Source organism: Alsobacter sp. SYSU BS001988 (assembly GCF_054796215.1).
In genome coordinates, this window is sequence record NZ_JBTAMK010000016.1 from 22,086 (window position 1) to 36,157 (window position 14,072).

12 protein-coding genes are annotated in these 14,072 nt (G+C 69.9%); 9 read left to right on the forward strand and 3 right to left on the reverse strand.

From position 1 onward, the window contains the following. Positions 1–70 precede the first annotated feature (70 nt). The 9 genes from ACYVO7_RS21440 (at position 71) to ACYVO7_RS21480 (ending at position 11,591) form a co-directional block, all read left to right on the forward strand. On the forward strand, positions 71–532 hold the full coding sequence (locus ACYVO7_RS21440) for an SRPBCC family protein (protein WP_406854030.1): 462 nt from the start codon (positions 71–73) through the stop codon (positions 530–532). 352 nt (positions 533–884) lie between these two features. Then, positions 885–1,379 (forward strand): (2Fe-2S)-binding protein, encoded by a 495-nt coding sequence (locus ACYVO7_RS21445; protein ID WP_460451825.1) that lies wholly within the window; start codon positions 885–887, stop codon positions 1,377–1,379. Between the two features lie 175 nt (positions 1,380–1,554). Next, on the forward strand, positions 1,555–3,918 hold the full coding sequence (locus ACYVO7_RS21450; RefSeq protein ID WP_460451826.1) for a xanthine dehydrogenase family protein molybdopterin-binding subunit: 2,364 nt from the start codon (positions 1,555–1,557) through the stop codon (positions 3,916–3,918). 165 nt (positions 3,919–4,083) lie between these two features. Further along, positions 4,084–4,887, forward strand: coding sequence for an FAD binding domain-containing protein (locus ACYVO7_RS21455; protein WP_460451827.1), 804 nt, complete (start codon positions 4,084–4,086; stop codon positions 4,885–4,887). 217 nt (positions 4,888–5,104) lie between these two features. Continuing rightward, the gene (locus ACYVO7_RS21460; RefSeq protein ID WP_406854026.1) at positions 5,105–6,523 is read left to right on the forward strand and encodes a circularly permuted type 2 ATP-grasp protein; all 1,419 of its coding nucleotides are present in this window, start codon (positions 5,105–5,107) and stop codon (positions 6,521–6,523) included. Then, positions 6,516–7,457: an alpha-E domain-containing protein gene (locus ACYVO7_RS21465; protein WP_460451828.1), complete on the forward strand. Its 942-nt coding sequence runs from the start codon at positions 6,516–6,518 to the stop codon at positions 7,455–7,457. Before ACYVO7_RS21460 ends, ACYVO7_RS21465 begins: the two co-directional genes overlap by 8 nt. Positions 7,458–7,509: 52 nt before the next feature. Beyond that, complete coding sequence (locus tag ACYVO7_RS21470) at positions 7,510–8,358, forward strand: transglutaminase family protein (protein ID WP_460451829.1); 849 nt, start codon at positions 7,510–7,512, stop codon at positions 8,356–8,358. 193 nt (positions 8,359–8,551) lie between these two features. Continuing rightward, positions 8,552–9,322: a peptidase gene (locus ACYVO7_RS21475; RefSeq protein ID WP_460451907.1), complete on the forward strand. Its 771-nt coding sequence runs from the start codon at positions 8,552–8,554 to the stop codon at positions 9,320–9,322. Between the two features lie 73 nt (positions 9,323–9,395). Beyond that, the gene (locus tag ACYVO7_RS21480) at positions 9,396–11,591 is read left to right on the forward strand and encodes a putative bifunctional diguanylate cyclase/phosphodiesterase (RefSeq protein WP_460451830.1); all 2,196 of its coding nucleotides are present in this window, start codon (positions 9,396–9,398) and stop codon (positions 11,589–11,591) included. Positions 11,592–11,609: 18 nt separating this feature from the next. Here the strand turns inward: ACYVO7_RS21480 and ACYVO7_RS21485 are convergent, their stop codons facing one another. The 3 genes from ACYVO7_RS21485 to ACYVO7_RS21495 all read right to left on the reverse strand — a co-directional run bounded on the left by ACYVO7_RS21485 (position 11,610) and on the right by ACYVO7_RS21495 (position 14,063). After that, positions 11,610–12,212 (reverse strand): exopolysaccharide biosynthesis protein, encoded by a 603-nt coding sequence (locus ACYVO7_RS21485; protein ID WP_460451908.1) that lies wholly within the window; start codon positions 12,210–12,212, stop codon positions 11,610–11,612. A 352-nt stretch (positions 12,213–12,564) separates the two neighbouring features. Then, the gene (locus tag ACYVO7_RS21490) at positions 12,565–13,323 is read right to left on the reverse strand and encodes an ABC transporter ATP-binding protein (RefSeq protein WP_460451831.1); all 759 of its coding nucleotides are present in this window, start codon (positions 13,321–13,323) and stop codon (positions 12,565–12,567) included. Then, positions 13,311–14,063, reverse strand: a complete 753-nt coding sequence (locus tag ACYVO7_RS21495) for an ABC transporter permease (protein ID WP_460451832.1) — start codon at positions 14,061–14,063, stop codon at positions 13,311–13,313. Before ACYVO7_RS21495 ends, ACYVO7_RS21490 begins: the two co-directional genes overlap by 13 nt. Positions 14,064–14,072 lie beyond the last annotated feature (9 nt).

Sequence of the window (14,072 nt, forward strand, 5' to 3'; positions counted from 1 at the left end):
GGGGCGCTCGCGCCGGGCGCAAGTCCCGGACGCAGGTCGGCGCCCTCTTTTCTGACGTGGGAGGAACTCCATGGCGATGACCATGTCCGGCGAATTCGTGCTGCCGGCCGACAAGGCGACGGTGTGGGCCAAGCTGAACGATCCGGACGTCCTGCGCGCCTGCATTCCCGGATGCCAGAGCCTCGAGACGACGGGCGACAACGGGTTCGCCGCCGTCGCCAAGGTCAAGGTCGGGCCGGTGAGCGCCACCTTCAAGGGAAAAGTCACGCTCTCCGACATCGATCCGCCGAACGGCTACCGGATCACCGGCGAGGGCGAGGGCGGCGTGGCGGGTTTCGCCAAGGGCGGCGCCGTGGTGAAGCTCGAAGACGCCGACGGCGGCGCGACCAAGCTGAATTACGACGTGGAGGCCCAGATCGGCGGCAAGCTGGCCCAGTTGGGCGGGCGGCTCATCAATGGCGTCGCCAAGAAGATGGCGGACGAGTTCTTCGCGAACTTCGCCAAGGCGGTCGAGCCGCAGCAGGCGGCCTGACGACGTCCTGCCCGCGACGCCGCTTCAGCTTGGCGCGCCGGCGCCGAGACCTTGGCGGTGAGGGCGCCGGGCGCAACCTAAGCGGTCGACCTGCCGCGAGTCTTGCAACCGGAATCCGCAGCTGTCCGAAATTCGCGCGAAACGTCGCGGATTCGGGGTGCTTTCTCATCCCTTAAGTTGCTTGACCGCGTTTTCCGGGCGTACCAAACTGGAATCCTTCGAAGTTGGACAGTGATCAACCTGGGTCATCCGACCTGGGACATCTCGGTTTTCGCCGCGTCGGAGCGGCCAAGAAAGGTCGTCGCATCCTCTCCGGACAGGACCGCGCGGCGACGCATCAGTGGAGGAAGGCATGACGACGATTTCGATGACGGTGAACGGCAAGGCCGTTTCCGGGGCGGTGGAGCCGCGCACGCTTCTGGTTCAGTTTCTGCGCGAGACGCTGCGGCTGACGGGCACGCATGTGGGCTGCGACACGAGCCAGTGCGGGGCGTGCGTGGTGCATGTGGACGGGGCGGCGGTGAAGAGCTGCACCGTGCTGGCGGTGAGCTGCGAGGGTTCGCACGTCGTCACCATCGAGGGGCTGGCGAACGGGACGGAGCTGCATCCGATGCAGGCGGCGTTCCGCGAGCATCACGGCCTGCAATGCGGCTTCTGCACGCCCGGCATGATCATGACGGCGGTCGACCTCGTGAACCGCAAGGGTTCGGCGCTGGACGAGCACACCATCCGCGAGGAGCTGGAGGGCAACATCTGCCGCTGCACGGGCTACCACAACATCGTCAAGGCGGTGGAGGCCGGGGCCCAGGCGATGGGCGCGGGCGGGCTGCGCGCCGCGGCGGAATAGGGAGAGGGGCGCGTAGCGAATGGCGAATGGGGACGCCTGGTCCCCGCCTCTCCGCCTTTCCTATCGCCCACTCGCCATTCGCACTTCGCCATTCGCGCAACACCATTTTGCGCGCCGTAGCCGCCCGGGCCTGACCCGAACCAGAAGCGGCCGGCGCCTCCCGAGGAGGAACACCATGACATCGACCGGCATCGGCGCTCCCGTCCGCCGCAAGGAAGACTACCGGTTCATCACCGGCAAGGGCCAGTACACCGACGACATCAACCGCCAGGGCCAGACCTACGCGGCCTTCGTGCGCTCGCCGCACGCCCACGCCGTGCTGAAGGGCGTCGACGCCTCCGCCGCGCTGGCGATGCCGGGCGTGCTGGCGGTGCTCACCGGCCAGGACCTGGAGGCCGACAAGGTCGGCGGCCTGATCTGCGGCTGGATGATCCACAACAAGGACGGCTCGCCCATGAAGGCCGGCGCGCATCCGGCGCTGGCGGTGGGCAAGGTGCGCTATGTCGGCGACCACGTCGCCGTGGTGGTGGCCGAGACGCAGGCCCAGGCGCGCGACGCCGCCGAGGCCGTGGCGGTGGACTACGACGTGCTGCCCGCCGTGGTCGACATGAGCGAGGCGCTGACCGGCAAGACCGTCATCCATGACGTCGCGCCCGACAACCGCGTCTATGACTGGCATCTGGGCGACAAGGCCTCGACCGACGCGGCCTTCGCCCGCGCCAGGCACGTGACGCGGCTCGACATCGTCAACAACCGCCTCGTGCCCAACCCGATGGAGCCGCGCGCCGCCATCGGCGACTACGACCCCGGGCAGGAGCAGTTCACGCTTTACACCACGAGCCAGAACCCGCATGTGGCGCGGCTGGTGCTGTCGGCCTTCATCGGCATCGCGCCTGAGCACAAGCTCAGGGTGATCGCGCCGGACGTGGGCGGCGGCTTCGGCTCGAAGATCTTCATCTACGCGGAGGAGACGGTCTGCGTCTGGGCGGCCAAGAAGGTCGGCCGGCCGGTGAAGTGGGTCAGCGACCGCACCGAGGCCTTCCTCAGCGACGCGCATGGCCGCGACCACGTCACCCACGCCGAGCTGGCGCTGGACGAGCGCGGCAAGATCCTCGGCCTGCGGGTCAAGACCAAGGCCAATCTGGGCGCTTACCTCTCCACCTTCTCGTCGTCGGTGCCGACCTATCTCTACGCGCCGCTGCTGTCGGGCCAGTACGACATCCCGGCGATCTACGCCGAGGTCGAGGCCGTCTACACCACGACCGCGCCGGTGGACGCCTATCGGGGCGCGGGGCGGCCGGAGGCCACCTTCGTGGTCGAGCGGCTGGTCGAGGTCGCGGCGCGCGAGCTGGGCCAGGACCCGGCGGCGTTCCGGCGGCGCAACTTCGTGCGCAAGTTCCCGCACCAGACGCCGGTGATCATGACCTATGACGTGGGCGACTACGCCGCCTCGCTCGACAAGGCCATGGAGATGGCGGACGTGAAGGGCTTTCCCCGGCGCAAGCGCGAGAGCGCCCGCAACGGCAAGCTGCGCGGGCTCGGCTACTCGGCCTATATCGAGGCGTGCGGCATCGCGCCCTCGCAGGCGGTGGGCTCGCTGGGCGCCGGCGTCGGCCTGTGGGAATCGGCCGAGGTCCGGGTCAACCCGGTCGGCACCGTGGAGGTGCTGACGGGCTCGCACTCGCATGGCCAGGGGCACGAGACCACCTTCGCGCAGCTGGTCAGCGACCGGCTCGGCGTGCCGATCGACCAGGTGGCGATCGTGCATGGCGACACCGACAAGGTGCAGTTCGGCATGGGCACCTACGGCTCGCGCTCGGGCGCGGTCGGCATGTCGGCGATCTCCAAGGCGCTCGACAAGGTGATCGCCAAGGGCAAGAAGGTGGCCGCCTACGCGATGGAAGCGTCGGAAGGCGACATCGAGTTCAAGGACGGGCGCTTCGCGGTGAGCGGCACGGACAAGTCGCTGGCCTTCGGCGAGGTCGCCCTGCAGGCCTATATCGCGCACAAGTTCTCCGGCCAGGAGCTGGAGCCGGGGCTGAAGGAGGGGGCGTTCTACGATCCCACCAACTTCACCTTCCCGTCGGGCGTGCATATCTGCGAGCTGGAGATCGACCCGGACACCGGCGTGACCACCATCGCCAAATGGACCGCCGTGGACGACTTCGGCACGGTCATCAACCCGATGATCGTGGAGGGGCAGGTGCATGGCGGCATCGCGCAGGGCGTCGGCCAGGCGCTGTTCGAAGGGGCGCGCTACGACGCCTCGGGCCAGCTGGTGACCGCCTCCTACATGGACTACTGCATGCCGCGCGCCGACGACCTGCCGAGCTTCCAGGTGGGCGCGACGACGACGCCCTGTCCGTCCAACCCGCTCGGCGTCAAGGGATGCGGCGAGGCCGGCGCCATCGCGTCGCCCCCCGCCGTGATCAACGCCATCACGGACGCGCTCGGCCACGAGGACATCGCCATGCCGGCGACGCCCCAGGCCGTGTGGCTGGCCGTCCAGCGGCGGCTGCCGGCGGTGGCGGCGGAATAGGACGGGGGCGAATGGCGAAGTCGCGAATGGCGAATGGGGGGAAGAGGCGGACGCAGGGGCCTGGCCTCCCTCCTCACCCTTCGCCCTTCGCCCCTTTTCGCCCTTCGCCTCGACCCCATTCGCCACTCGCCATTCGCCATTCGCGCCTTTCCTGAAGAGGTTCCCATGTACGCCTTCTCCTACCACCAGCCCAAGACCGTGCGGCAGGCCGCCTCGCTGCTCGCCAAGAACGAGGACGGCAAGATCCTGGCCGGCGGCCAGACCCTGCTGCCGACGATGAAGCAGCGCCTGGCGGCGCCTTCGGCGCTGATCGACCTCGGCAAGGTCGAGGGCCTGTCGGGCATCGAGCTCAGGGGCCGCTCCCTCGTCATCGGGGCGACGACCAAACATGCGCAGGTCGCCACCTCCGAGATCGTCCGCCAGGCGATCCCCGGCCTCGCCGACATGGCCGGCCTGATCGGCGACCCGGCGGTGCGCAACCGCGGCACCATCGGCGGCTCGGTCGCCAACAACGACCCGGCGGCGGACTATCCGGCCGCCTGCCTGGCGCTGGGCGCCACCATCGTCACCAACACGCGCAAGATCCCGGCCGAGCAGTTCTTCACCGGCCTGTTCGAGACGGCGCTGGAGCCCGGCGAAGTGGTCGTCAAGGTGGCCTTCCCGATCGTCTCCAAGGCGGCCTACGCCAAGTTCCGCAACCCGGCCTCGCGCTACGCCATGGTGGGCGTGTTCGTGGCCAAGCGCGGCTCGGACATCCGCGTCGCCGTCACGGGCGCCGGCGCCAACGGCGTGTTCCGCGCCACAGCGCTGGAGGAGGCGCTGAAGAAGCGCTTCTCGCCGAAGTCCCTGGAGGGCGTCTCCGTGCCGGCCGCCGGCATCAACGGCGACATCCACGCCTCCCCCGAATACCGCGCCCACCTCATCACCGTCATGGCCAAGCGCGCCGTGGCGGCCGCCATCGGCAAGTAAAGCCTCCCCGCCCTCACGGGCCGATGCGACCCAGCCCTCTCCCGCCCGGCGGGGGAGGGCTTTTCATTGGAGGGGCGAAATCCCCGTCACGGCGCCTCATTTTGCGGCGCCCCGGCGTCTTGCGGGCCCATGTTCTTGACCCCCATTGCTGGCACGCGCTTTGCGGTTACTCTGGCGTTGCGGCCGCGTCGCGAGACGGGCCTTGAGGGGGACTGACATGGCGTCGGCGTTCGACGAGATGAACGGCGCGAATGGAGAGATCCGGGAGGCCTACACCGCGCTCAAGCGCTGGCTGGACACGGCCCCGCCAGACCACCTGGCCCTGCGGCGGAGCCAGGCCGAACTCTTCTTTCGCCGCATTGGAATCACCTTCGCCGTCTATGGCGACGCGGAATCGACGGAACGGCTGATTCCGTTCGACATCATTCCCCGGGTCATCACCAAGCCGGAATGGACCAGGCTGGAGGAGGGGCTGGTCCAGCGCGTGACCGCGCTCAACGCCTTCCTGGCCGACCTCTACGGCCCGCGCGAGTGCCTGAAGGCGGGGATCATCCCGGAGGACCTCGTCTATCGCAACGCCGGGTTCCGGCCCGAGATGGCCGGTCGGCCCGTGCCGCACGGCATCTACTGCCACATCGCCGGCATCGACATCGTGCGGGTCGGCCCGGACGACTTCTATGTGCTGGAGGACAACGCCCGCACCCCGTCCGGCGTCTCCTACATGCTGGAGAACCGGGAAGTGATGATGCGGCTCTTCCCGGAGCTGTTCACCGAGAACCGCGTCGCCCCGGTCGAGAACTACCCCGACTCGCTGCTGGCGACCCTGCGCTCGGTGGCCCCGCGCAACGGAGCCGGCGACCCGGTCTGCGTGCTGCTGACGCCCGGCCAGTACAATTCGGCCTTCTACGAGCACTCGTTCCTGGCCGACAAGCTCGGCATCGAGCTCGTCGAAGGGTCGGACCTCTTCGTGCGCGAGGACATCGTCTACATGCGCACGACCGAGGGGCCGAAGCGCGTCGACGTCATCTACCGGCGCATCGACGACGACTTTTTGGACCCGCTGGCCTTCCGGCCGGACTCGGTGCTGGGGGTGCCCGGCATCGTCAGCGCCTACCAGGCCGGCAACGTGACGCTGTGCAACGCCATCGGCACCGGCGTGGCGGACGACAAGGCGGTCTACAGCTACATGCCGGAGATCGTCCGCTTCTTCACCGGCAAGGACCCGATCCTCAACAACGTGCCGACCTACCGGTGCCGCGAGAAGGATTCGCTGTCCTATGTGCTCGACAATCTGACCAGCCTGGTCGTCAAGGAGGTCAACGGCTCCGGCGGATACGGCATGCTGGTCGGCCCGCACGCCAGCAAGCAGCAGGTGGAGGAGTTCCGCCGCAAGCTGAAGACGGCGCCGGACGGCTTCATCGCCCAGCCGACGCTGGCGCTGTCGACCTGCCCGACCTTCGTGGCGTCCGGCGTGGCGCCGCGGCACGTGGACCTCCGGCCCTTCGTGCTCACCGGGTCGGACAAGGTGCGAATCGTGCCGGGCGGGCTGACGCGCGTCGCCCTGAAGGACGGATCGCTCGTCGTCAATTCCAGCCAGGGCGGCGGAACCAAAGACACCTGGGTGCTCGATGCTTAGCCGGACCGCCGACAACCTCTACTGGGTCTCGCGCTACATCGAGCGGGCCGAGTTCCTCGCCCGCATCCTGGACGCGACCGCCCGCCTCGCCACCCTGCCGGCCGCCTATGGGGGCGCGGGCAACGAGTGGCAGAGCGTGCTCCTGACGGCGGGGGCGGCGGAAACCTTCGCGGCGCTTTATGACGAGCCGACCGAGCGCAACGTCACCGAGTTCCTGGCCTTCAGCCCGGACAACCCGTCCTCGATCCGCAGCTGCCTGGAGCAGGCGCGTTCGAACGCCCGCGCGGTCCGCACCGCCATCACGGGGGAGATGTGGGAGGCGATCAACAGCGCCTATCTGGAGCTGCGGCGCTACGACCCCAAGACCATGAGCCGCGAGGAGTTCGCCCGCTTCCTGGAATGGGTGAAATCGACGTCGCTGACCTTCGACGGCTCGGCCTACCGCACGATGCTGCGCAATGACGGCTACTGGTTCTCCCGCCTCGGCGTCTATCTGGAGCGCGCCGACAACACCGCCCGCATCCTGGACGTGAAATACCATGTGCTCCTGCCCGAGAACGAGCGGGTGGGCGGCAGCCTGGACTACTTCCAGTGGTCGACCATCCTACGCGAGGTGTCGGCGCTGACGGCCTATCACTGGGTCTACCGGCAGAGCCTGAAGCCGTGGCTGGTCGCGGACCTCCTGATCCTGAACCGGCAGATGCCCCGCTCGCTCGCCTCGTCCTACGAGAACGTGGTGCGCTTCCTGGACGACCTCGGCGGCGCCTACGGGCGTCAGGGCGTCTCGCAGCGGCTGTCGCGGACGATTCTGGCGCGGCTGGAGAACACCCGCATCGAGGACGTGCTGAGGAGCGGGCTGCACGAGTTCATCTCGGGCTTCATCGCCGACAACGCCAAGCTCGGATCGGCCATCACGGACCAATACCTCGTCTGACGCCGCCCCGGCCCTGGGCGGCCGGGCGGCGCGGGCGCACAAGGCGAGCCCCATGCGCATTCGCGTTTCACAGCAGATGACGTACCGGTACGCGCCGGCGGCGAAGTCGCTGATCCAGACCCTGCGGCTCACCCCGCGCAACACCGAGAGCCAGTTCGTGGTGAACTGGCGCATCGACGTGGACGTCGACGGGCGGCTGCGGCCCGTGGAGGACGCCTTCGCCAACCTCACCCATGTGCTGTCCGTGGCGGGGCCGGTGGAGCAGATCAGCGTCAACGTCCAGGGCACGGTGGAGACCTTCGACTCCGCCGGCGTGGTGCGCGGAGCGGTGGAGCGCTTCCCCGAGAGCCTCTATCTGCGCGACACGCCGCTGACGGAGGCCGGCGAGGCCGTGCAGGCATTCGCCGAGGAGGCGACGGCGGCCGGGCAAGACGACCGCCTCGCCCGCATGCACCTGCTGATGGCCGCCATTCACCAGCGCTTCGACTATGACGCCTCGGAGAGCCGCACCGCCCTCTCGGCCGCCGACACGCTGTCGCGCGGCGCGGGCGCGTGCCAGGACTTCGCGCATCTGTTCATCGCCGCCGCGCGGCACCTGTCCGTCCCGGCCCGCTATGTGAGCGGCTTCGTGTGGCGCGGCGAGCCCGGCTCGAAGGAGCGGGGCGGCGCCGACGCCGGGCACGCCTGGGCCGAGGCCTATATCGCGGGCCTCGGCTGGGTGGCGTTCGACCCCGCCAACAAGATCTGCCCGGCGGGAGCCCATGTGCGGGTGGCGGCGGGCCTCGACCAGCTCGGCGCGGCCCCGGTGCGCGGAGCGCAATATGGCGGCGGCGAGGAGCGCATGGAGGTCCGCGTCGCCGTGGACGCGCTGGAGCAGTCGCAGTCGCAGTCGCAGTCCTGAGCCCCGTCGCGCTCCGGCGCGCGGGCCTCAGCCGTTCGCAGCCCTTCCAGACGGGTCGCATGCGCGTATGATGGGCGCCGCGACGCAGCAGCCCGCGGCACGGAGTCCCGCCCATGGAGACCTGTGCTAAGGCTGAAAGGCGTCCCGTGCTCCTCGCGCCCGGGAGGACACGCCCTTGAACCCGGACCCACCGATGACCTATTGCGCCGGCATTCTCGTTCGCGACGGCCTCGTGATGATCGCCGACACCCGCACCAATGCGGGGCTCGACAACATCTCGACCTTCCGCAAGCTTCACCTCTTCGAGCGCAAGGGGGAGCGCGCGATCGCGCTGGCCACCGCCGGCAATCTGTCGATCTCCCAATCGGTCGTCAGCTTCCTGCATGAGGGCGTGGAGAATCCCGACACGGGCGAGGTCGAGACGCTGTTCGACTCGCCGACCATGTTCCGGGCGGCGCAGCTCGTCGGGCGGGCCGTGCACAAGGTGCGCACCGTGGACGGCCGCAGCCTCGACGAGGCGGGCGTGAAGTTCGACGTGTCGATCCTGATCGGCGGCCAGATCAGGGGCGGGGCGCCGCGGCTGTTCATGCTCTATGCGGCCGGCAACTTCATCGAGTGCGGGGTGGAGACGCCCTATCTCCAGATCGGCGAGCACAAATACGGCAAGCCGATCCTGGACCGGGCCGTGACGTTCAACACCAATCTCAGCGACGCGCTGAAGCTCGGCCTCATCTCGATGGATTCGACCATGCGGTCCAATCTCGGGGTCGGGCTGCCGATCGACATCGTCACGCTGCGGCGGGACGCGATGGAGCCCGACCTGGTGCACCGCATCGAGGCGGGCGAGCCCTATTTCCACGACCTGCGGGAGCGCTGGTCCGCGGCGCTGAGGGCGGCGCACATCGCCATTCCGCAACCTCCCTACAAGCCCAAGGCGCCTGCGGAGCAGATTGGTAAGAACTGAATGCGATAACGGCCTGTGTTACGGTCGGAATTGCGTAATGGTGTGGAGTATTCCCCGGCGGAGTCCAGCGACGGTGACGGCCAGGATCGTCTGGCCCGTGGCCGCGGTGCTTCTCTCCCTGCTGACCCTCGCGGTCGGCGGCCTCGTCCTTGCTGGCCAACGCGCCAACGAAATCTCGCTGGACCGCCAGCGCGCCTCCTTGGGCGTGCTGCTGGATCACGAGCGGGCCAAGGCGCTGCGCGCCCTCGCCGTGACGGTCTCGGGCGGGGAAGCGGCCGCGGCGCTCAAGCATCCGATGTCGCCGGACCGGGCCCAGCGCGCCATCGGGGCCGTGCTGGAGACGGCCTACGGGTTCGACCAGTCCTTCGTGGTGACGCCCGAGAACGTCGTCGTGACCGGCCGCGCGGACGGCCAGCCCGGGGACCAGCGCCGCTTCACCTGGGCGAAGCCGCTGCTGTCGGGATCCATCCAGGCGGTCCGCGACCGCGTCTCGCAGCTCGTCCTGCGCCGCAGCGACTGGGCCGGCGGGACGGAAACCCCCGATGGGGCGGCGCTTCGCTCGGGCCACGCGCGCCTCGTCTTCGACGGCTCCACGCTGCGGATCGTGGCGGCCGTGGCGCTTCCCACCACCGAGGGCGAAAGCGCCTTCGGCGGCCTCGTGGCCGTCGCCTCGCTGCCGCTCAGCCCCGCCGCCCTGCAGCACCTCTCCCAGGCGAGCGGCCATGAGGGCCTGCGCGTCGAGGCGGGCGAGAGCGCCGGCTTCAACGGCCTGCCGGTCACGGACGAGTACGGCTACGTCAAGGCGCAGCTGGTCTGGACGCCCGACCGTCCGGGCGACATCGTGCTGGAGCGGGTGCTGCCCGCCATCGCGGCCGCCCTGCTGGCGATCGGCCTGTTCTCGGCCTTCATGTTCGCCCATGTCCGCACCGTCACGACGGAGCTCGTCACCCGCGAGGCGGAGGCGACCCACCTTGCCAACCACGACCGCCTCTCCGGCCTGCCCAACCGCGCCTTCTTCTCCGACCGGCTCGACGTGGAGCTCTCGCGCCTGAAGGAGAGCGGCGAGGGCCTGGCGGTGATGTTCCTCGACGTCGACAAGTTCAAGGACATCAACGACAACTACGGCCACAGCGCCGGCGACATGCTGATCCGCATCGTGGCGCGGCGCATCACCGGCGTCCTGCGCGGCGCCGATACGCTGTCGCGGTTCGGCGGCGACGAGTTCGCGATCATTCAGACGGGGGTCCGCAGCGTCAACGACTGCGCCGCCCTGGCGCACCGCATCCTCGAGGCGATCCGCGAGCCGGTCGAGCTCAACGGGTCGCTCGCCTATGTGGGCGTGTCGATCGGCGTCGCCATGGCGCCCGACAATGGCGAGGACCGCGACATGCTGATGCGCCTCGCCGACGTGGCGCTCTACCGCGCCAAGCGGGAGGGCCGCAACCGCTACTCCTTCTTCGAGCTCGGCATGGACGAGACCCTGCGCATGCGCAAGATGGTCGAGGAGGACCTGCGCAACGCGCTCGAGACGGGCCTCGTCGACGTGGTCTACCAGCCGCAGTTCTCGCCGGACGGCCGCAAGGTGCTGGGCGTGGAGGCGCTGGTGCGCTGGACGCATCCGGTGCACGGCCCGATCTCGCCGGCCGACTTCATCCCGGTGGCCGAGCAGCGCGGCCTCATCGGCATGCTGGGCGAATATGTGCTGCGCCGCGCCTGCCGCGACGGCAAGCGCTGGAAGAACATCACCGTGGCGGTGAACGTCTCGCCCATCCAGTTCCGCCAGAAGGACTTCGTCGGCACCGTCGCCCGAATCGTCCAGGACGAGGGCATGGAGGCCGGCCGGGTCGAGCTGGAGCTGACCGAAGGCGTGCTGGTCGACGACGCCGACAACGCCGAGAACGCCATGATGGAGCTGCGGGCGCTGGGCCTGCGCTTCGCCCTGGACGATTTCGGCACGGGCTACTCGTCGCTGATCTATCTGCGGCGGTTCGCGTTCGACAAGATCAAGATCGACCGGTCGTTCCTGGAGTCGATGGAGACGACGGGGGAGAGCGCCATCCTGGTGCACTCGGTCGTGCATCTGGGCCGGGCGCTCGGGCTCACCGTCACGGCCGAGGGCGTGGAGACGACCGAACAGCAGCGCTTCCTGCAGGCGGTCGGCTGCCACCAGCTGCAGGGCTACCTGTTCTGCAAGCCGGTCCCGGCCCAGAAGATCGACGAGCTGCTCGGGCTCACGAGCGAGGTTCGCGCCCCCGGCAAGGCGTCCTGACCGCCGCCGCGCGGCGGCTCAGAAGATCGCGGCCGCGCTGGCGAAGATGGCGAAGAGGAAGCCCAGGCTCAACGTCGTGCCGACGAGGCCGAAGCTGAGGCCGGCGACGACCACGATGCCGTCGCGCTCCACCAGGCCGAGCCCGACGAGCACGACCGCAAGGCCGAGCGGGATCTGGCCGATGACCGGCGCGGCGAAGACCAGCGCCAGCGAGAAGGCCAGCAGCGCCAGCCCGACGAGCCGGAACGCGATCGCGCTCTCGAACACGGACAGGCGCGGGCGCGCCACGCGCTCCAGCCGGCGCAGCCACGGCACGGCGCGGTCCACCGCCTTGCGCAGGTCCTCCAGGGCGATGGTGCGCGCCAGCAGCCGGCGCGGCAGCCAGGGCGCCTGCTTGCCGAGCACGATCTGCGCCGCCACGAACAGCAGCAGCAGGCCGCAGATCAGCGGAATGGGCGGCGGCATCGGCAGGCAGTTCGGCAGGCCGAGCACGACCACGAGCAGCGCATAGGCGCGCTCGCCCAGCACGTCCACGATGGCGCGCACGCTCACCCGGTCCGTCGCGCTCTCGCCGACGAGCCGCACCAGAATGTCGGAAGTCCGGGTGGAGCCCTGCTGCATGGCGCCGTCGAAGGAGGGATGGCCGGGAGCCGGCCGGGCGCCTGCATAGCCCAGAGGCGCGCCGGGGCCAAGGGCCGCCGGCGAAGGCTGCGCAGCTCGCCCGTCGGGACCTGTCGCCGCATGGCGTCCGAGCCGCCGCATGCGGTCCGCCCAGGTGCTCAACGGACGGGGCTCATCGAGGGATGCATCAGCGACGAACTCAACTCAACCTGCTCTTTCGGGCTCTCAGCGAAGGCGGACGGGACGGCCGGCCTCCGCGCGCGCGGCGCCTGCTCTCTGGACGCCCCCAATGTGGCGATTGCGGGGTCAGGATCAAAGGCCCACGCGGCGAAACGGCCTCCGGGCCAGAGCTTTACAGCGCGGCCGAGGAGGTGGCCAGATCCTGCCGGATGCTGCGAACCGCGTCGCGCAACGCAGGGTCGTCCCTGCGGCGGGGGCGCGCCGCCTCGATCACCTGGGCCACCCGCAGCTCGCCGGGCGAGCCGCCCAGGGCCACGATGCGGTCCGCGAGGTAGACGGCCTCCTCGATGTCGTGGGTGACGAACAGCACGGTCTTGCCAGTGCTGTCGCGGATGCGCAGCAACTCGTCCTGCAGCGCCTCGCGCGTCATCGCGTCGAGGGCGCTGAAGGGCTCGTCCATCAGCAGCACCTCGGGATCGACCGCCAGAGCGCGCGCCAGCGACACGCGCTGGCGCTGGCCGCCCGACAGCTCGTGCGGGAACCGGTCGGCGTAGGAGGCGAGGCCGACCAGCGCCAGGGCCTCGCCGGCGCGGCGCAGCCACTCGGCGCGGGGCAGGGCGGAGCGCTCCAGCCCGAAGGCCACATTGGCGAGCACGCGCCGCCAGGGCAGCAGCCGGCCGTCCTGGAACACCAGCGCCACCGGCAGCACGGCGCCGGCCGAGGCGGGGGCGACCCTGACCGTCCCGGCGCTGGGCTTGGCCAGGTCGGCGATCACCCGCAGCAGCGTCGACTTGCCGACGCCAGACGGCCCGACGATGGCCAGGAACTCGCCGCGGCGGACGGTGAGGTCCAGCCCGCGCAGCACCTCGGTGCGGCGGCCGTTGCGCTCGAAGGACAGGCCGATGCCGGCAAGCTCGATCACGCTTTCCATGCGAGGATCCGGCTCTGGACGAGGACGAAGGCCGTGTCGATGATCCCGTAGAGGGCGGCCATGGTGATCATGTAGACGACCACGATGTCCGTCGCGAGCAGGCTGGACGCCTGCATCATGCGCTGGCCGAGGCCGGTGACGCCGAAGAGCTCGGCCGCCACCACCGCCATCCAGGCCTGTCCCAGCGCGGTGCGCAGCCCCGCCAGGATGCCGGGCGCGGCGGCCGGCAGCACGATCTTGACCAGCTTGGCGGGCGCGGAGCGGTAGCCATAGGCGTCGGCGAGCTCCATCAGGTCGCGGTCCACGGAGCGCACCGCCCCCAAGGTCGCGAAGTAGCAGATCCAGAACACGCCGACCCCGACGATGAACACGGCCCCGCCGGTGGAGACGCCGAACCAGATGATCGCGAAGGGCACCCAGGCGAGGCCGGGGATCGGGCGCAGCAGCCGCACGACCCAGGCGACGCTGGCCTCCGCGGCGCGGCTGAGCCCGGTGACGACGCCCAGCGCGACCCCGAGCAGAGCGCCGAGCAGCAGGCCCATGAGATAATGGCCGAGGCTCGACCGGATGGACGCGATCCAGAAACCGGACTGGATCTCGCGCCAGAGCGCGGCCGGCAGCTGGCTCGGGGCCGGCAGCAGGGCGGGCGGCAGGACGCCGCTGCGCACCAGCCCCTCCCAGAGCAAGAGAAAAGCCCCGAGGCCGAGCGCCCCGAGGCCGATGGATCGCTGTACGGTCATGAGGCCTTC